The following is a 16,847-nucleotide window of genomic DNA, read 5'->3' as shown; positions in this document are numbered from 1 at the left end:
AGCTCATGGCGGGAGAATCGAGGAGACGAGGAGTTGCGTATAGGGTTCGCGGGGATCGTCGAGCACCTGGTCGGTGAGACCGGTCTCGATGACGCGGCCGCCCTTCATCACCATCACGCGATGCGACAGGAGGCGCGCGACCGCGAGATCGTGGGTGACGATGATGACGGCGAGATGCAGCTCGGCGACGAGACTGCGCACGAGATCGAGCAGGCGCGCCTGCACCGACACGTCGAGCCCGCCGGTCGGCTCGTCCATGAACACCAGCCGCGGCTCGGTGACGAGGTTGCGGGCGATCTGAAGACGCTGCCGCATGCCGCCGGAATAGGTGCGGGGAGCATCGTCGATGCGCGCGACGTCGATCTCGACGCGGGTGAGCCAGTCCGACGCGGTCTCGCGGATGCGGCCGTAGTGGTTCCAGCCCACGGCCATCAGCCGCTCGCCGACATTGGCACCGGCCGAGACTGCCATGCGCAGACCCTGCGCGGGGTCCTGGTGCACGAAACCCCAATCGGTGCGGAACAGGAAACGCCGCTCGGCTTCACCGAGCGTCGTGAGATCGCGCGTGACGCCGTCGCGCATCCGGTAGGACACATGGCCGGCGCTCGGTGCCAGCTGGCCCGACAGCATCTGCAGAAGCGTCGACTTGCCCGAGCCCGACTCGCCGACGATCGCCAGCACCTCGCCGGGATAGAGCGCGAAGGAGACGTCGCGGCAGGCGGCGATGCGACCGAAGGACTTGCTGAGGGACTCCGCCACCAGCAGCGGCTGGTCGTTTTCAAGCGTATCGAGATTGGCCAAGCCTTGATCAACCATGTGAGCCCGCCTTTTCCCTGTACGGCGCAGCGCTGAGACTGCCGTGATGGCCGGCGGCCTGGCGGCCCTCGCAATAATCGGTGTCCGAGCAGACGAACATCCGCCCGCCCTTGTCGTCGGTGACGATCTCATCGAGATAGGAATTTTCCGCCCCGCAGAGCGCGCAGGGCGCGTTGAAGCGGTAGGGCTCGAACGGGTGATCCTCGAAATCGAGCGAGACCACCTTCGTATAGGGCGGGATCGCGTAGATGCGCTTCTCACGGCCGGCGCCGAACAATTGCAGCGCGGGAGAATTGTCCATCTTGGGATTGTCGAATTTCGGCGTCGGGGACGGATCCATCACGTAGCGCGCGTTCACCTTCACCGGATAGGCGTAGGCGGTCGCGATATGGCCGAAGCGGGCAATGTCCTCGTAGAGCTTCACATGCATCAGGCCGTACTCGGCGAGCGCGTGCATGCGCCGCGTCTCGGTCTCGCGCGGCTCGAGGAAACGCAACGGCTCGGGGATCGGCACCTGATAGACCAGCACCTGGTTTTCCCTCAGCGCCGTCTCCGGGATGCGGTGACGGGTCTGGATCACCGTCGCCTCCGCCGTCGCGGTCGTCGTCGCAACGCCCGCGGTCTTGGCGAAGAACTTTCGGATCGAGATCGCGTTGGTGGTGTCGTCGGAGCCCTGGTCGATCACCTTGAGCACGTCCTGGGGACCGAGGATCGCGGCGGTGACCTGCACGCCGCCGGTGCCCCAGCCATAGGGCATCGGCATTTCGCGGCTGGCGAACGGCACCTGATAGCCGGGAATGGCGATCGCCTTCAGGATCGCACGGCGGATCATCCGCTTGGTCTGCTCGTCGAGATAGGCGAAGTTGTAGGCGGGCGCGTTCATTCCGCGGCTTCCTTCATGGCATCAGGCGCATTGGCATCCGCGAACTCCTGCCGCAGCTTGCGCAACAAGCCGAGCTCGGACTGGAAGTCGACATAGTGCGGCAGCTTCAGATGCTCGACGAAACCGGTCGCCTGGACGTTGTCCGAATGCGACATCACGAATTCTTCGTCTTGCGCAGGGGCGAGTGCCTCCTCGCCGAGCTCGCGGGCACGCAATGCGCGATCGACCAGCGCCATCGACATGGTCTTGCGCTCGCTCTGGCCAAAGGCAAGACCATAGCCGCGAGTGAAGCACGGCGCTTCCGTCGCAGAACCCTTGAACTGGTTGACCATCTGGCACTCGGTCAGTTCGATCGAGCCGAGCGGCACGGCGAAGCCGGCGTCTTCCGCGATGAATTCGACCTCGACCTCGCCGAAGCGGATCTCGCCCGCGAAGGGGTGGTTGCGGCCATAGCCGCGCTGGGTGGAATAGCCCATCGCCAGCAGGAAGCCTTCGTCGCCGCGCGCCAGATTCTGCAGGCGCAGGTCGCGATCCGCCGGGAAGTTCAGCGGCTCACGGGTAAGATCGCCGACGCTGGCGCCGTCCTCGGCTTGGGGCGAGGATTCGATCAGCCCGTCGCGTCCGAGAATGTCGGTCACGCGCGGCGTTGGCGCGTCGGGCGCTTCAGCCGTCGCTGGCGCGTCGGGAACGAAGCCTTCGGCGAGCGAGGGGTCGAGCAGGCGATGGGTATAGTCGAAGGTCGGCCCGAGGATCTGCCCGCCGGGAATGTCCTTGAAGGTCGAGGACACGCGCCGCTGCACCCGCATGGCGCCGGTGTCGACCGGCTCGCTGGTGCCGAAGCGCGGCAGGGTGGCGCGGAAGGCGCGGACCAGGAAGATCGCCTCGATCAGATCGCCGCGCGCCTGCTTGATTGCGAGCGCCGCGAGCTCGCGATCGTAGAGCGAGCCTTCGCTCATGACGCGGTCGACGGCGAGGCCGAGCTGCTCGGAGATCTGGTCGAGCGTGACCTCCGGAACGCTCTGGTCGCCGCGCCGCTTATGCGCGAGCAGGCGATGGGCGTTCTCGATGGCGCGTTCGCCGCCCTTGACTGCGACATACATGCTTCAGCTTCCTTTGCTCACGACGCGCGTGGTGCGCGGGATCGCAACCACGGCGTCATCGGCGACCAGCACCACGTCGATGCCCCGCGGAAACAGCGCCTCGTTGATTCGCAGGCGCTCGAACAGGTCGAAAGGCTTGATCGACGCCTGCAGCGTCGCGACCCCGTCGATGCCGGGGCCGCGCAGCTCGAAGCTGCGCCCGGAGGCAAGGCTATCGACCTGAATGATCACCGTGGTCGATCGATCCGGGTATTCGCTCGTCCCGAGCGCAAACCGGTCGAGCGGCGGAAGCGCCGTGCCGTCGCTGATCAGCGCGAAACTCGCGATCGAGCAATCCCGCACCACCGGCGCGCCGGTATGAAATTTCAGCCACTTCACCAGGTCGGAGCTCTCCACCATCCGCGCATCGAGCCAGAGCGGCGTGTCGTGGTCGAACAGCGTGAGGGCGATTGCGGCGGTGCCGCGCATGATCGGCCCTGGCGCCCCCGCCATCGGCACGATGCGCTGAACCGAGCCCGGCCGCGCCATGGCGTCCATGACGGAGCGAAAGGTCGATTGCGCCGACAGCACCTTGTCGGCAAAACCCGGCGGCAGTTCCGCAATCGTGGTCATGATCTCAGCCCTCACCGCGCACCATGGTGTAGAAATCAACCTTCGTCGCGGCGGTCTCGGCCGCCGCCTGCTTGCGCCGAATCATAAGCTGCTCTCGCAAGGGCGCGATGACACCCCGCTCCACCGCGCCGCCGTAATCACGGGACTGGACCAGCGCATCGCACAACGCGATCAGCCGCGCCTTGTCTCCGTCACGGCCGAGCGTGTAGCCGAACCCGACCTCGCCGCTCGCAAGCCGCACCGCGGCACGCGACACCGTCGCCTCGCCGAGATTGAACGGCGCGCCGTCGCCGCCGACCCGGCCACGCAGCATGACGAGGCCGTTTTCGGGCGCACGCAGATCCTGATGGGCCGGAAGGGCCAAGTTGCGGAGGCGAGCGGCGATCTCGCCCGCCTCCGCTTGCGCCAGCACCGCCATCGCGGCCCTGCGCTGGGCTTGCTGATTGTTGTGCTGCGTCACCTGGTCCACCGAACTTGCCGCATCTAAGTTGTCTATGATAATAGACAACTTCATACGGATACGCCATGACTGTTTCGTGACAATGATGTGATTTCTGGGGTAGGTTTCCCGCGACATGAGCATGCAGGACACAGCCTCCTCGGGCGTCGCGCTATGGCGCCTCGTTGCCGACGGCATCGAACGCGGCATCGCCGACGGCCGCTTTGCGGCCGGCGACAAGCTGCCGGGCGAGATGGAGATCGCCGAAACCTATCGCGTCAACCGCCACACCGTGCGGCGCGCGCTGGCGGCGCTCGCCGAGCGCGGCCTGGTGCGGGCCGAGCGCGGCAGCGGAACCTATGTCGAGGCGCAGAAGCTCGCCTATCCGCTGCGCTCGCGCACGCGTTTTTCCGAGATCGTCGGTGCGGGCGGCCGGGAACCGCATGGGCGGCTGATCGATGCAACCGACGAGGTCGCGACGCGCGAGCTCGCGCGGGAGCTGGGACTGAAGACCGGCGCGCCTTTGATGCGGATCGAGGCGATCCGCCTCGCCGACCGCACGCCCATCTGCGTGTCCACCACCTGGCTGTCGGCGGAACGGTTTCCGGACGCCGGCGCCGTGTTCGCGGCGACACACTCGATGACCAAGCTGCTCGCGCATTACGGCGTGCGCGATTATCGCCGCGGCGCGACCCGAATCACGGCCGGCATCGTCGATGCGACCGATGCCTCACGGCTCGATCTGGCGCTGGGCCGGCCGATCCTGGTCGTCGATGCCACCGACAACGATCTCACGGGCAAGCCGCTGCTGACGAAGCACTCGCGCTTCGCGGCGGAACGGGTGGAATTTCTGGTGGAGTCGTAGCTCTTCCCTCTCCCCTTGTGGGAGAGTGCCGTAGGGTGCGCAAAGGCGCACTTGCGCCGTGCCCACCATCTATCCTGTTCTCGGTAGAAAGGGTGGGCACGCTGCGCTTTGCCCACCCTCCGGCATCGACGATCAGGCCACAGCCCGCCTGCCGATGATCGCAAAGCGCAGCTTGCCCGAGATGAAATCGATCGCGGCCACCGCAACCAGGATCATCAGGATCAGGAACGAGACCTTCTGCCATTCCAGCACGCGGATCTGCTCGGCGAGCTGGAGGCCGATGCCGCCGGCGCCGACGATGCCGATGATGGTGGCCGAGCGCGTGTTCGATTCGATGTAGTAGAGCACCTGGCCGGCGATGACGGGCAGCACCTGCGGCATCAGGCCGAAGCGGATCTCGTGCAGGGCACTGCCGCCGGAGGCGCGGATGCCCTCGACCTCCTTCTGGTCGGCGCCCTCTATCGCCTCCGAGAACAGTTTGCCGAACGCACCGAAATCCGACACCGCGATCGCCAGCACCCCGGCAAACGGCCCGAGCCCGACCACGTTGATCCAGACCAGCGCCCAGATCAGCGTATCGACCCCGCGAATCGAATCGAGGAAGCGCCGGACCGGGAAGCGAAAGAAACCCGACGGCACGATGTTGCGCGCCGCAAGCAGGCTCACCGGCAGCGCGAACAGTGCGGCGAGCGTGGTACCGAGCAGCGCGATCGACAACGTCTCGCCGAGCGCCTTGAGATACAGCGGCAGCGATGAGCCGGGATCGGGCGGGATCATCATCATCGTGATCCAACCGAGCTGGCTGATGCCGGCAACGAGACGCGACGGTGAAAAGTCGAGGTCGACCAGCCCGTACACCAGAAGTGCGAGCGCGGCAGCGATCATCGTCGGCGTCGCGAGACGCGCGGACGCCGGCCGGCTGAAGACATCAGGATAGCGCGCGCGAAGCTGTGTCGTATCGACCTCGGGATGGCGGCTCATGTCCGTGCCTCCCTGCCGAACAGGCGGCCACGCAGCCAGCCGGTGCCGATGTCGATGAGGAAGACCGTGACGATGATGGTCAGGAGGATCGCGCTGACGTCGGAATAGTAGAACTTGCGGATCGCAACAATCAGCTCCATCCCGATGCCGCCGGCCCCGACAAAGCCCATCACCGAGGCTTCTCGCACATTGATCTCGAAGCGCAGCAGCGCGTAGCTAACATAGCCCGCGATCACCTGAGGCAGCACGGCAAAGCGCATGCAGGACAGCCAGCTTGCCCCGGTCGAGCGCACGCCTTCGACCGGCCTCATGTCGGCATTCTCGACGATCTCGGAGAACTGTTTGCCGAGCGCGCCGGTCGAATGGATGGCAATCGCCAGCACGCCCGCCATCGGTCCCAGACCGAAGGCGATGACGAAGATCAACGCGAACACGATGCTCGGCACGGTACGGGCGAATTCAAGCAGACGGCGCACCACGAACAGCAACCAGCGCGCCGGCGCGGTGTTTTCGGCGGCGAAGAAGTTCAGCGCGACCGCGAAGAGCGCGCCAATCAGCGTGCCGACATAGCTGATCAGCAGCGTCTCGCCCAAGAGCTTCAGCCATTTGTGCCAGCCCCAGAACCATTCGCCGAGGTCGGTCCAGACGCGCTGGCCATTGTCGAGCGTGAAGATGCGATCGAAGTAGCTGACGAAATTGCCGAAATGGGCGAAGAAGGTGCGCAAGTTCACTTCGGCGCCGATTGCAGCGACGAGCAACGCGGCGACGAACAGCGCAGCGCCAAGCAGCACGCGCAACCGCTTGCGCGCGACGGCCTTGCGGTAAGCCGCATTCAGCGCAGCCAATTGTTGCTCGGGAAGGATCGAGACTGCGATGGTCATTCGGTCGGAGGCGAGCCAGTCATGGAAAGAGCCGGGTCGATTGACCCGGCTCGAGGTGCGTTGTCCCGAACGATCAGGACGCCTTCTTGCGCAGATGGTCGACGAACTTAATCAGCTCGATCGTCTTGTTGTAGTCTTCGTTCGTGACCGGATCCCAGGGCTTGTTCTTGCCGTCGGAGAGCTTCTTGAAGGCTTCGGGGTCCTTCTGCGCGGCGTCCAGGAACGTCTTCTTGATCGCAGCCTTCATGTCGTCCGGGAGATCGCTGAGATAGGCGACGGGCGAGTTGATGATCATGTCCGACTTCACGACGATACGGAAGTCCTCCTTCTTCATCGGCGTGCCGTCGGCATTCTTCAGCATGCCCTTGGTGAGCATGCGGGTCAGGTTGGAATCGTCATCCGCGTTCCACCAGTTGGCGGCGACATCCACGGTGCCTTGCGCGAGCGCCAGCACCGCATTTTCATGGCTGCCGGTGAAGACGACCTTGGAGAAATAGGCCTCGGGATCTACGCTTAGCTGGTTCAGCTTGAAGCGGGGCATGTTGTTGCCCGATGTCGAGTTCGGATCGACGAGCCCGAGGTTCTTGCCCTTGAGGTCTTCGATCTTCTGGTAGGGCGATTTCGCCAGCACGTAGAAGACCGAGTAGTAGCCCTTTGAACCGTCAGCATTGACCTCGATCGCGAAAGCATCGGTCTTCACACCGGTCAGCCGCGCGCGGGCGAAGGCCGCAGGGCCGTAATAGCCGATGTGGATATTTCCGGCGCGCTGGCCTTCGATCACGGCGGCATAGTCGTTGGCGACGCGCAGCGTGACCTTCGTGCCTAGCTCCTTCGACAGATAGTTGATGAAGGGCGTAAAGCGCTCGGTAACGCCGGAGGCATTCTCGGCGGGAACGACGGCGAGAGTGATCTCCGGGTATTTCTTGCGCCAGTCTTCGGCGGAAGCGGAGGTGGAGAAGGCCAGGGCCGCAGCACCGGCAAGAACCAATCGACGAGTAATCATGACACCCCTCTTCTTGAGCTCGAGTTCGTTTGACGTGAAACGTTGAGTGTGCGCTTCTGCCACTCAGGCGGCGGCAGCGCTGCCGAGCGCCGGGACGCCCTCGGGCGCGGCGGCCGGCGCAGCGCCCATGGCCTCGTTGGCCTCGAGATCGTAGAGCTCGCGCGCGACGTGGTCGGTCAGCGCGGACGGCGCGCCGTCGAACACCACGCGGCCCGCGGCCATGCCGATCAGGCGGTCGCAATAGCTGCGGGCGAGATCGAGCGAATGCAGGTTGCAGAGCACGGTGATGCCGAAATGCTTGTTGATGCGCAGCAGCGCATCCATCACGATCTTGGTGTTGCGCGGGTCGAGCGAGGCGATCGGCTCGTCGGCCAGAATGATATCGGGCTGCTGCACCAATGCGCGGGCGATCGCCACGCGCTGCTGCTGGCCGCCCGAGAGCTGATCGGCGCGCTGGGCGGCGAGCGAGGCGATGTCGAACTGTTCCAGTGCGGACATCGCCAGCGCCTTGTCCTGCTCGGGCCAGGCCTGCAGCAGCGAGCGCCAGGCCGGCATCGTCGCGAGGCGCCCCATCAGCACATTGGTGAGCACGTCGAGCCGGCCGACCAGGTTGAACTGCTGGAAAATCATGGCCGAACGGGCACGCCACTGCCGCAGTCCCTTGCCGCGCAACGCGGTGACGTCGAGGCCGTCGAACAGGATGCGGCCCTGCGACGGTGTCGCAAGGCGGTTGATCGTCCGCAGCAATGTCGACTTGCCGGCGCCCGAGCGCCCGATTACACCGACGAAGCCGCCGGGGGAAACCTCAAACGAAGCGTCGTCCACCGCGGCTTTCGCGCCGAAGCGACATGTCAGACCATCGACCACCAGCATGCAGGGCTCCAGAGTAGCTGGAGGCAACCGCTAACGTCCGTGCTTAACACTTGTGTGACAACGCCGTTGCAGTGCGGCGATCCTGCGCGCTTCATCCCCTGTCATCTCGGCGTCATGACACCGTCATCAAGCAGCTCGAAGAGGAACGCCCGCCCTCGCAGCTCGGATGCAACATGGCCGCCAAAGCTCTTTCGGTTCAGCCGACCATCGACCCCTCGGCCAAACTGCATGAGACCCGGCTCGGCGCCTATACCGAGGTTGGCGCGCGCACGATCCTGCATGAAGTGGCGATGGGCGATTACTCCTATGTCGTCAACGATTCGCAGATCACCTACACCACCATCGGAAAGTTCTGCTCGATCGCGGCGATGACGCGCATCAATCCCGGCAACCATCCGATGCATCGCGTGACCCAGGCGCACTTCACCTACCGCTCCAGCGCCTATTTCGAGGGTGAGAGCGACGATGCCGAGTTCTTCGACTGGCGGCGCCAGCATCATATCCATATCGGCCACGACGTCTGGATCGGCCATGGCGCGATCGTGTTGCCGGGTCGCAACATCGGCACCGGCGCGGTGATCGCCGCCGGCGCCATCGTCACCAAGGACGTGCCGGCCTACACCATCGTCGCCGGCAATCCGGCCCGTATCGTGCGGCGGCGGTTCTCGGAGGAGATCGCCGGGCGCCTTGCGAAGCTCGCCTGGTGGGACTGGGATCACGACAAATTGCGCGCGGCGCTACCCGATTTCCGCAAGCTCGGGATTGAAGATTTTCTTTCGACATACGAAGCACGGGCGAGTTCTCTCACCAATCCTCCTGCCAGCAAACGAAGCGCGATCGCGTGACAGACATATTCCTCGAAGGCGGCCGGACCCTGATCGGCGCCGAGTTCGTCGAAACCTCGCTTCTCGTGTCAGGAACGGATATTGCGCGGGTCGATGCTTCGCGCGGCCGTGCGCGGCTGGCGATCGATGCCCGCGACCTGCTGGTGCTGCCCGGCATCGTCGATCTGCATGGCGATGCCTTCGAGCGACAGATGATGCCGCGCGCCGGCGTCGATTTTCCGATCGACGTCGCGCTCGCCGACAGCGACCGTCAGGCGATCGGCAACGGCATCACCACCGTCTTTCACGCCACGACCTGCTCCTGGGAGCCGGGCCTGCGCAGCGCCGACAATGCGCGCGGCCTGATGGAGGCGATCGAGCGGCAGCGTCCGCAATTCGCCGCCGACACCCACTTCCATCTGCGGCACGAGACCTACAATCTCGACGCCGAGGCCGAGATCGCCCAGTGGCTCGCCGAGGGCCGCGTCGACCTGTTCGCCTTCAACGACCACATGGACGGCACCGTCGCCGACATGTCCAAGCCGCGCAAGCGCAACCGCATGGTGGAGCGCACTGGCCTTTCGAGCGAGGAATTCGACGGGCTGGTCGAGCGCGTGGTTTCGCGCGCCGACGAGGTGCCCGCCTCGGTGTCGCGCCTCGCCGCTTCTGCCCGCTCGGCCGGCGTGCGGATGCTCTCGCACGATGACGCAACGCCGGCGATGCGCCGGGAGTTTCGCGATCTCGGCGCTGACATCGCGGAGTTTCCGGTCAACGAGGAGACGGCGCGGGCGGCAGCGAGCCACGGCGATGCCATCGTCTATGGCGCGCCGAACGTCGTGCGCGGCGGCAGCCACACCGGCTGGACCAGGGCGTCCGACATGATCGCCAAGGGGCTCTGCTCGGTGCTGGCGTCGGACTATTACTATCCCGCGCAGCTGCTCGCCGCTTTCCGCCTTGCCGCCGATGGCGTGGTGCCGTTGACCGAGGCCTGGAATCTGGTCTCCGCCGGCCCTGCGCGCGCGACCGGCCTCACCGATCGCGGCATGCTCGCGCAAGGCAGCCGCGCCGACATTCTGCTGGTCGACGACACTGCGCCGCTGCGGCCGCGGCTGATCGCGGTGATATCAGGCGGCAAGCTCGTCCATCTCACCGATGCGACGCGGCTGCTGAGTGCGGCGGCGATGCCGCGCGAAGCTGTCGTCGCGGCCTAAACCGGCTATGCTCGGGCGATGACAGATCTTCCCCGCTACGCGATCTATTTTGCCGCCGGCAGCGACAGCCCCCTCTCCCGCTTCGGCGCCGAGCTGCTCGGTTACGATGCCTATACCGGCAACGAACTGCCGTTTCCGCGCGAGGCGCTGGAGGTCGCGCCTGATTGGCGCGACCTTAGCGCCGATCCCCGCAAATACGGCTTCCATGCCACGCTGAAGGCGCCGATGGCGCTGGCATCGGGCAGGACCGAAGCCGGGCTGATGGAAGCCTGCGCGACCTTCGCCGGCAAGACGCGGCCGCGTCCCGTGATCCGGCCTGTCGTCGATTCCATCAGCGGCTTCATCGCCGTCATTCCAGCCGAGCCGGTCGATACGCTTCAAGAGCTCGCCGCCGATTGCGTCCGCGATTTCGATCTGTTTCGCCCCGCTCTGACCGCGGAAGATCGCGCGCGGCGCAAGCCGGAGAAGCTCAGCGAACGGCAGCGCGACTATCTCGACCGCTGGGGCTATCCTTACGTGATGGAAGAATTCCGCTTCCACATGACGCTGACCGGGCGGCTGGATGCGGAGCGGCGCGGGCCGATCCTGGAGATGCTGCGCGCGCGGTTTGCGACGCTGAGACTTGATGCACTCGCGATTGATCGCATCGCGCTGTTCAGGCAGGACGACGCAAAGGCCCGGTTTCGCATCATCGGCGAGTGGGGATTGGCGCGGGCGGACCTCAGCGCCAGCTCACGAGATTGAAGGCGAGCGCCACCGCGCCAACCAGGACGAGGCTGGTCGCCCAGACTGCGTCAAGATTGAACCAGCTTCGCGAGACGAACCTCAACCCCAGATAACGGTAGACCAGCCAGGCCAGACACCCGCCGGCGCTGACCATGGCGGCAACGTGCACCAGGGACACCAGCGCCGCCATCCCGACGCTTGCCTTCATCAACTTGCCCGCCGCCTCATGTCCGGCATCGAGCTCGAAGGCCTGGCAGAGCCCAAGATAGATCGGCACGAGCATCAAGGCGGCGCCGTGAGCAATGGCGACGGCAAACGACCAGAGCACCAATTGCGTCGGCGGAATTCGTGCCAGCGCGCGGGGATGGCGCCGAATGATCAACCGATAGACGCCGAAGCCGATGACGAGAAGGCTCGCACTGATCTGGATCGGACGCTGCCACTCCGCCAGCACGAGCAGGAACGCGAATGGCAGCAGCACGAGAAACGTTGCGAGCAGATGCCCGGCCGACAGGGCCCACAAGGCGCGGAAAAGCGCGCGCGGGCTCTTGTCCATGAGCCCGGCCGAAACGGCGAGCGGCCATCCCATGCCCGGATTGACTCCGTGGTAGAGACCGCTCGCAACAAGCGCGAGCCACAGCCAGCCGAGTGCCGGGCTCGCGTGCCCCCAATCTAGACCGATGGATAGCAAAAGGAATCCGTCGAGCAATCGCCGCCCTCGAGCCTGATCTGGTGCGCACGATATCCGTCGGGGAAGCTCACGAAATAGTCCTTGTCGAGCTCGAGGCCGCCGTTGCGACCGACATTGGCCATGACCTCCACGCCCGGAACCCCATCGGGATAGAACTGGTCATCCCAGCTGGAATAGAGCGAATTGGTCCAGTAGACGCGCCTGCCGTCGCGGCTGATCTCGACCATCTGCGGACCCGCCGCAAATGCCTTGCCGCTCGGATGCGGCGTGCGGCGGGCGATACCGCCGATGTGGACCGAGCCCGCGTGCTTCGGCTTGCGCGGATCACTGACGTCGTACTGGCGCATTTCACCCGTGCCCCAGCACGAGACATAGAGAAACCGGTCATCCATCGACAGGTCGATGTCGGTCACCAGCGGCGGCACGGCGCCGAAGCCTTGGAGCAGCGGCGGGAGCTTCTCCTTTGGCGCTGGCTCGGGTGGGATCGTCGCCGTCTTCTCTGCATGGAATTTCCCGCCTTCTCGCCACCACGTCCAGATCGATGCTTCGAGATTCGTGGTGTCGACCACGACGCCGACGAAGCCATACTCGCGAACCGGATCGTGCGCCGGTCGTACCTCCAGCGCCATTTGGTGATTGGCGCCGAGGTCGATGGTCTGGACGTTGCGACGTGCGCGAAGATCCCAGAAGTGGAGACGATGTCCGTATTTGTTCGCGAGCAGATCTTCCGGGACGATCCCGTTCTCGAACTGCGGCGGCAAGGCCCATTCGCTCGTCACCATGTAGTCGCGCGGCAGATTCCACCAGAAATCATAATGCAGCGTCTGTGGACCGCGGTCGATCTCCCATCGTCCGAGGACCTCGAAGGTCTCGCAATCCATGATGAAAACGCCGGGAGGGCCGTCGGTACCGTCCTTGCCGCCGCCGCCCAGCGTGCTCACGTAGATGCCGTCCGGCCCGCAATGGATCGTGTGTGGCCGCGAGTAGCCGGTCTTCTTGAAGACTTCCTCTGGCTCGATGATCTTGTGGATCTTGGCTTTGGTCGGATCGGGCTTGGTATCGATGATGTAGATGCGCGACGAGCGCAGCCCGGGAATGATGAGATAGCGCCGCTCGATGAAGGCGTGTCCGGCGAGCGGCGACAAGGCGGAGGAGCACGCATTCCAGCCGAAATGATGAAACTCATCGCCCTTGTTGGGCATCGTCACGGTGTGGACGATCTGGCTATAGGTCGGCGATCCCGGCTTGACGTCGATGACCGCGAGAGCATCCGGCTTCGAGAAGTCCGGACTGAGCAGCAACGTGTAGGCAAAGTTCTCCGCAGGCGCTTCCATCGCAAGCTTGGGCGATGCGTGAAAGGTGGGATCCGGCCTCATCGTCATGCCACTGCCTCCCTGTTCTGTCGGTTTGCGCCAACCTGGCCTGGGATAACGGCATCGTGAAGAGGTATTGCGCGAGGTCTCGATACTGCTCCGCAGAGTCTGGTTGGTCAGCGTACGATACTTGATCGCGAGGTCCGGGGGAACTGGCGGAATTGCGTCAATTCGAAACCTCTAGCCGAAATGGCCGGCCCCATCATTGCGGGCGCAGCGAAACAATCCAGACCGTCTCCGCGGAACCGGTCTGGTTGCTTCGTCGCTTCGCTCCTCGCACTAACGACGGAAAGGCCGAATTTCGGCGGGAGAAGGTTACCTCCCCCACCGCAGCGCCAGTGCATCGCGCTCCCTGGCGAGCTCCAGCAATCCCGCGCGCGTTGCCGGATGCAGCGGCTGCAGCGGATGCCGCACGGCTTCCGACTTGATCACACCGCCGGCCTGCATCATGACCTTGCAGGCGATCAGGCCGCATTGGCGGTTCTCGTAGTTGATCAGCGGCAGCCAGCGCTCATAGGCGGCCTTCGCTTCCTCGCGCTTGCCGGCCAAATAGGGATCGATGATCTGGCGGATGCCGTCGGGATAGCCGCCGCCGGTCATGGCGCCGGTGGCGCCGGCGTCGAGATCGGCCAGCAGCGTGATCGCCTCCTCGCCGTCCCAGGGGCCTTCGATATCGCTGCCGCCCGCCTCGATCAGGCTGCGGAGCTTCGAAGCCGCGCCTGCTACCTCGATCTTGAAATAGCGGATGTTGGCGAATTCGCGCGCCAGCCGCGCCAGCAGCTCAACCGAGAGCGGCGTGCCGGCCACAGGCGCGTCCTGGATCATGATGGGGATGTCGATCGCGCCCGAGAGCACCTTGAAGAATTCGACGATGCCCTTCTCGGGGACACGGAAAGTCGCGCCGTGATAGGGCGGCATCACCATCACCATGGCGGCGCCGGCCGCCTCGGCCTGCTTGCTGCGCGCCGCGCACACGGTCGAGCTGAAATGCGTGGTGGTCACGATCACGGGAACCCGGCCAGCCACATGTTCCAGCACCGCATGCATCACGGCCTCGCGCTCGGCGTCGGTGAGCACGAACTGCTCGGAGAAATTGGCGAGGATGCAGATGCCGTGCGAGCCGGCATCAATCATGAAATCGATGCAGCGGCGCTGGCCCTCGAGATCGAGCTCGCCGCGCTCGTCGAAGATGGTGGGCGCGACCGGGAACACACCGCGATAGGGGCGCTGGGCCTTGTGTTGTGGCGCGACCGGCATCGAACTCTCCATCCCTGATATTGTCTTACGTCTGTCCCAGCACTCGCGGAGCGAGGCGCCACAGATGTACCCGCCATGCGGACCGACGGCAATGCCCGCGCGACGTTGGATGGAGAGAGAACGAAACTACGCGGTCTTCACGGCTCCCAGGAAGCCCTCGACCGCGACGCGCAGGCGATCGGCGTCGGCCGACATCTTCTTGACGGACTCCGACAGCACAGTGCCGGCGTTGCCGGTCTCCTGGTTGAGCCTCGCGACGCTGCCGATGGTGTCGGTCACCTCGCGGGTGCCTTGGGCGGCCTGCTGGAAGTTGCGCGAGATCTCCGTGGTCGCCGCGCGCTGCTGCTCGACCGCGGCCGCAATCGCCGTCATCTTCTCGTCGATGCCGCCGATGGCGCCGCCGATCGAGCGGATCGCGGCAACGGCCTGGCCGGTGGCGCCCTGGATTTCCGCGACCTGGCGCGAGATCTCTTCCGTCGCTGCCGCGGTCTGGGATGCGAGGCTCTTGACCTCGCCCGCGACGACCGCGAAGCCGCGGCCGGCCTCGCCCGCACGCGCGGCTTCGATGGTGGCGTTCAATGCGAGAAGGTTGGTCTGGCCGGCGATGGCGTTGATCATCTTCACGACCTCGCCGATGCGGCTTGCGGTCTGGTCGAGGATCTCGACCGTCGCGTTGGTCTGCTCGGCCTGCGCCACCGCCTCGCGGGCCTCGCGGGCGCTCGACTGCACCTGCGCGGAGATCTCGCCGACGGATGCGGAGAGCTCTTCGGTCGCGGCCGCGATGGTTTCGAGATTGTTGGTGGCCTGCTCGGCGGCGGACGAGACCGCGGCGGTCTGGCTGCTGGAGTCCGAGACCAGCGAGCGCACGCCGGTTGCGGTGGCGTCGAGCTCCCGCGTCGAGGCCACAACACTCTGGATGACCGCCTGCACCGTATCATCGAAGCTGCGGCAGGCGGCGTCGACAGTGCCCGACCGGGCGAGCTGAAGCGCCTGTTGCGATTCGCGTTCCCGGCCCAGCCGTTCCGCGGTCGCCGCGCTCTCGCGCAGGCTCTCGAGCGCGGCGGCCATGGTGCCGAACTCGTCGGGGTGGCGGGATTGCGGAACCGGCGTCGCATAATCGCGCGCGCCGATGCGCGCGATGGCATCGAGGATGGCGCGCACCGGACGCATCAGGCGATGGCGCACCACGAACACGCCGGCCACGGTCACGGCCAGCGCGAGCAGGAATGCGAACGACTGCACGATGAGGTTGGTGAGGGCTTTCGCCTGAACCGTCTCCGCACGCGCGATCGACAGGTCGAGCGCCTTGTTGGCGACCGCGACGATGGACGCGAAGGGCGACTGGCACAACGCATTCCATTCCGAGGCGGGCATCGCGGGACGGCCGCTGCCGTCGAAGTTCCTGGTCAGCTCGCCGATCTGCTTGAGAACCCCGTCGGTCCTGGCGCGGGCCTCCCTGGCGGTGTTGACGAGATCCGCCGTCACGTCAGGCGCAGCCAGCAGTTCCTCCATGCCGGTCCATCCGGCAGTGATGGTACCATTCCATCCGGCCACGGTCTGCTTCTGGGTCTCGTCGAGCGGTTTTGAGCCGTTGACGTTCGGGCGCAGGGTCGAGCACTGGATGCCGTAGCGATCACGCACCTGCCAGGCGAGGCGGCGGGCCTGGATCATGCGGGCAATGAAAGGATCGTTCATCCAGGCGCGGTTGGACACCGCGGTGGACGCGAGGTTCGCGGTCTCGATCACCTTGGTGACGGAATCGTACCAGGGTGCGGTGCGCTCAACCTTGCGTTCCGCGCGCGGCAACCTGGCTTCGTCGTAGAACAGCTGGAACTTCGGCGCGGCCTCGCTCCAGCGCTGCTTCAGGGTGCCGGCGAGTTCGTCGCGCCGCGCGAATTCGACGGTCGAGAGCGCGGCGGCGATGGCGTCGAAACCGGCCTGCTCGGCCTTCTCGGCGGCGCCGAGCTTGGCGCGCGGATCATCCTCGCCGAGCAGCGCGCTCTGCGCATCGCCGCGGTTGTTGCGCAAGGCCAGCACGCCTTGGAAAATCGTCTTGTCGGCATTCGCGAGCCGCTCGGTCTCCAGGCTGTCGCTGTAGCGGCTGAAGGCCCCACCCATCTGAATGGCCGTGCTGGTCAGCGCACCGAGGGCCAGTAGCGCCATCAGAACCAGGAGGAGCGTGCTTACCGATTTCTTAAAAATTGACATGGAGCAAAAGACCTACTCGCCACGAGCGGTTATCCTGCACGGGGACATGCCAAAGTTTCGTTAAGGTTTATTTCAAATGATATGGACCTCGGAAGCTGCCACTC

The 16,847-nt window shown here is 65.3% G+C and carries 17 protein-coding genes; 4 read left to right on the top strand and 13 right to left on the bottom strand.

Features of this window, described 5'->3' with window-relative positions:
• Window positions 1-3 precede the first annotated feature (3 nt).
• Genes phnK through phnG form a run of 5 tightly spaced genes read right to left on the bottom strand, consistent with a single transcriptional unit; the run spans window position 4 to window position 3,880 of the window.
• Window positions 4-816, bottom strand: a complete 813-nt coding sequence (gene phnK, locus AC1RQP_RS33425) for a phosphonate C-P lyase system protein PhnK (RefSeq protein ID WP_492941326.1) — start codon at window positions 814-816, stop codon at window positions 4-6.
• Entirely contained in the window at window positions 809-1,699 is an 891-nt protein-coding gene (locus AC1RQP_RS33420) for an alpha-D-ribose 1-methylphosphonate 5-phosphate C-P-lyase PhnJ (protein ID WP_492941324.1), read from the bottom strand. The genes phnK and AC1RQP_RS33420 overlap by 8 nt, the downstream gene beginning before the upstream one ends.
• Complete coding sequence (locus AC1RQP_RS33415; protein ID WP_492941322.1) at window positions 1,696-2,799, bottom strand: carbon-phosphorus lyase complex subunit; 1,104 nt, start codon at window positions 2,797-2,799, stop codon at window positions 1,696-1,698. Before AC1RQP_RS33415 ends, AC1RQP_RS33420 begins: the two co-directional genes overlap by 4 nt.
• A gap of 3 nt (window positions 2,800-2,802) precedes the next feature.
• Window positions 2,803-3,411, bottom strand: coding sequence for a phosphonate C-P lyase system protein PhnH (gene phnH / locus AC1RQP_RS33410; RefSeq protein ID WP_492941320.1), 609 nt, complete (start codon window positions 3,409-3,411; stop codon window positions 2,803-2,805).
• Window positions 3,412-3,415: 4 nt separating this feature from the next.
• Entirely contained in the window at window positions 3,416-3,880 is a 465-nt protein-coding gene (gene phnG / locus AC1RQP_RS33405; RefSeq protein ID WP_239629416.1) for a phosphonate C-P lyase system protein PhnG, read from the bottom strand.
• A 106-nt stretch (window positions 3,881-3,986) separates the two neighbouring features.
• Between phnG and phnF the strand changes: the two genes are divergently transcribed.
• A complete protein-coding gene (gene phnF, locus AC1RQP_RS33400; RefSeq protein ID WP_492941318.1) occupies window positions 3,987-4,715 on the top strand; it encodes a phosphonate metabolism transcriptional regulator PhnF in 729 nt (242 codons plus the stop codon).
• Window positions 4,716-4,847: 132 nt separating this feature from the next.
• On the opposite strand, the gene phnE (AC1RQP_RS33395) is transcribed toward phnF, so the two are convergent.
• From phnE (AC1RQP_RS33395) to phnC, 4 genes are all read right to left on the bottom strand, one after another.
• Window positions 4,848-5,696 carry a phosphonate ABC transporter, permease protein PhnE gene (gene phnE / locus AC1RQP_RS33395; protein ID WP_492941316.1) on the bottom strand — a complete coding sequence of 283 codons (849 nt, stop codon included), beginning with the start codon at window positions 5,694-5,696 and terminating at the stop codon, window positions 4,848-4,850.
• Window positions 5,693-6,577 carry a phosphonate ABC transporter, permease protein PhnE gene (gene phnE / locus AC1RQP_RS33390; RefSeq protein WP_492941314.1) on the bottom strand — a complete coding sequence of 295 codons (885 nt, stop codon included), beginning with the start codon at window positions 6,575-6,577 and terminating at the stop codon, window positions 5,693-5,695. The genes phnE (AC1RQP_RS33395) and phnE (AC1RQP_RS33390) overlap by 4 nt, the downstream gene beginning before the upstream one ends.
• A 73-nt stretch (window positions 6,578-6,650) precedes the next feature.
• Window positions 6,651-7,580 carry a phosphonate ABC transporter substrate-binding protein gene (gene phnD, locus AC1RQP_RS33385; RefSeq protein ID WP_492941312.1) on the bottom strand — a complete coding sequence of 310 codons (930 nt, stop codon included), beginning with the start codon at window positions 7,578-7,580 and terminating at the stop codon, window positions 6,651-6,653.
• A 63-nt stretch (window positions 7,581-7,643) separates the two neighbouring features.
• On the bottom strand, window positions 7,644-8,453 hold the full coding sequence (phnC, locus tag AC1RQP_RS33380) for a phosphonate ABC transporter ATP-binding protein (RefSeq protein ID WP_492941310.1): 810 nt from the start codon (window positions 8,451-8,453) through the stop codon (window positions 7,644-7,646).
• Window positions 8,454-8,626: 173 nt separating this feature from the next.
• On the opposite strand from phnC, the gene AC1RQP_RS33375 reads away from it, so the two are divergent.
• Genes AC1RQP_RS33375 through AC1RQP_RS33365 form a run of 3 tightly spaced genes read left to right on the top strand, consistent with a single transcriptional unit; the run spans window position 8,627 to window position 11,232 of the window.
• Window positions 8,627-9,298, top strand: coding sequence for a transferase hexapeptide repeat family protein (locus AC1RQP_RS33375; RefSeq protein ID WP_492941308.1), 672 nt, complete (start codon window positions 8,627-8,629; stop codon window positions 9,296-9,298).
• Complete coding sequence (locus AC1RQP_RS33370; protein ID WP_492941306.1) at window positions 9,295-10,488, top strand: alpha-D-ribose 1-methylphosphonate 5-triphosphate diphosphatase; 1,194 nt, start codon at window positions 9,295-9,297, stop codon at window positions 10,486-10,488. Before AC1RQP_RS33375 ends, AC1RQP_RS33370 begins: the two co-directional genes overlap by 4 nt.
• Before the next feature lie 18 nt (window positions 10,489-10,506).
• Window positions 10,507-11,232: a DUF1045 domain-containing protein gene (locus tag AC1RQP_RS33365; protein ID WP_492941304.1), complete on the top strand. Its 726-nt coding sequence runs from the start codon at window positions 10,507-10,509 to the stop codon at window positions 11,230-11,232.
• Here the strand turns inward: AC1RQP_RS33365 and AC1RQP_RS33360 are convergent.
• The 4 genes from AC1RQP_RS33360 to AC1RQP_RS33345 form a co-directional block, all read right to left on the bottom strand.
• Window positions 11,210-11,803 carry a hypothetical protein gene (locus AC1RQP_RS33360; protein ID WP_492941302.1) on the bottom strand — a complete coding sequence of 198 codons (594 nt, stop codon included), beginning with the start codon at window positions 11,801-11,803 and terminating at the stop codon, window positions 11,210-11,212. The genes AC1RQP_RS33365 and AC1RQP_RS33360 overlap by 23 nt on opposite strands.
• A gap of 83 nt (window positions 11,804-11,886) precedes the next feature.
• Complete coding sequence (locus AC1RQP_RS33355; protein WP_492941300.1) at window positions 11,887-13,287, bottom strand: selenium-binding protein SBP56-related protein; 1,401 nt, start codon at window positions 13,285-13,287, stop codon at window positions 11,887-11,889.
• Window positions 13,288-13,593: 306 nt separating this feature from the next.
• A complete protein-coding gene (locus AC1RQP_RS33350; RefSeq protein ID WP_492941298.1) occupies window positions 13,594-14,535 on the bottom strand; it encodes a dihydrodipicolinate synthase family protein in 942 nt (313 codons plus the stop codon).
• A 126-nt stretch (window positions 14,536-14,661) separates the two neighbouring features.
• Window positions 14,662-16,743 carry a methyl-accepting chemotaxis protein gene (locus tag AC1RQP_RS33345; RefSeq protein WP_492941296.1) on the bottom strand — a complete coding sequence of 694 codons (2,082 nt, stop codon included), beginning with the start codon at window positions 16,741-16,743 and terminating at the stop codon, window positions 14,662-14,664.
• Between the last annotated feature and the right edge of the window lie 104 nt (window positions 16,744-16,847).

This window comes from Bradyrhizobium sp. GW821-FHT13H06, assembly GCF_058803975.1.
The sequence above is the reverse complement of the archived record's forward strand: the minus strand, read 5'-3'. Positions and strand labels throughout refer to the sequence as shown.

Bases quoted from the DNA above. Each gene is read 5' to 3' on its own strand.
- phnK (WP_492941326.1), bottom strand. From the start codon at position 816: ATGGTTGATCAAGGCTTGGCCAATCTCGATACGCTTGAAAACGACCAG.
- AC1RQP_RS33420 (WP_492941324.1), bottom strand. From the start codon at position 1,699: ATGAACGCGCCCGCCTACAACTTCGCCTATCTCGACGAGCAGACCAAG.
- AC1RQP_RS33415 (WP_492941322.1), bottom strand. From the start codon at position 2,799: ATGTATGTCGCAGTCAAGGGCGGCGAACGCGCCATCGAGAACGCCCAT.
- phnH (WP_492941320.1), bottom strand. From the start codon at position 3,411: ATGACCACGATTGCGGAACTGCCGCCGGGTTTTGCCGACAAGGTGCTG.
- phnF (WP_492941318.1), top strand. From the start codon at position 3,987: ATGAGCATGCAGGACACAGCCTCCTCGGGCGTCGCGCTATGGCGCCTC.
- phnE (WP_492941316.1), bottom strand. From the start codon at position 5,696: ATGAGCCGCCATCCCGAGGTCGATACGACACAGCTTCGCGCGCGCTAT.
- phnE (WP_492941314.1), bottom strand. From the start codon at position 6,577: ATGACCATCGCAGTCTCGATCCTTCCCGAGCAACAATTGGCTGCGCTG.
- phnD (WP_492941312.1), bottom strand. From the start codon at position 7,580: ATGATTACTCGTCGATTGGTTCTTGCCGGTGCTGCGGCCCTGGCCTTC.
- phnC (WP_492941310.1), bottom strand. From the start codon at position 8,453: ATGCTGGTGGTCGATGGTCTGACATGTCGCTTCGGCGCGAAAGCCGCG.
- AC1RQP_RS33375 (WP_492941308.1), top strand. From the start codon at position 8,627: ATGGCCGCCAAAGCTCTTTCGGTTCAGCCGACCATCGACCCCTCGGCC.
- AC1RQP_RS33365 (WP_492941304.1), top strand. From the start codon at position 10,507: ATGACAGATCTTCCCCGCTACGCGATCTATTTTGCCGCCGGCAGCGAC.
- AC1RQP_RS33360 (WP_492941302.1), bottom strand. From the start codon at position 11,803: ATGGGATGGCCGCTCGCCGTTTCGGCCGGGCTCATGGACAAGAGCCCG.
- AC1RQP_RS33355 (WP_492941300.1), bottom strand. From the start codon at position 13,287: ATGACGATGAGGCCGGATCCCACCTTTCACGCATCGCCCAAGCTTGCG.
- AC1RQP_RS33350 (WP_492941298.1), bottom strand. From the start codon at position 14,535: ATGCCGGTCGCGCCACAACACAAGGCCCAGCGCCCCTATCGCGGTGTG.
- AC1RQP_RS33345 (WP_492941296.1), bottom strand. From the start codon at position 16,743: ATGTCAATTTTTAAGAAATCGGTAAGCACGCTCCTCCTGGTTCTGATG.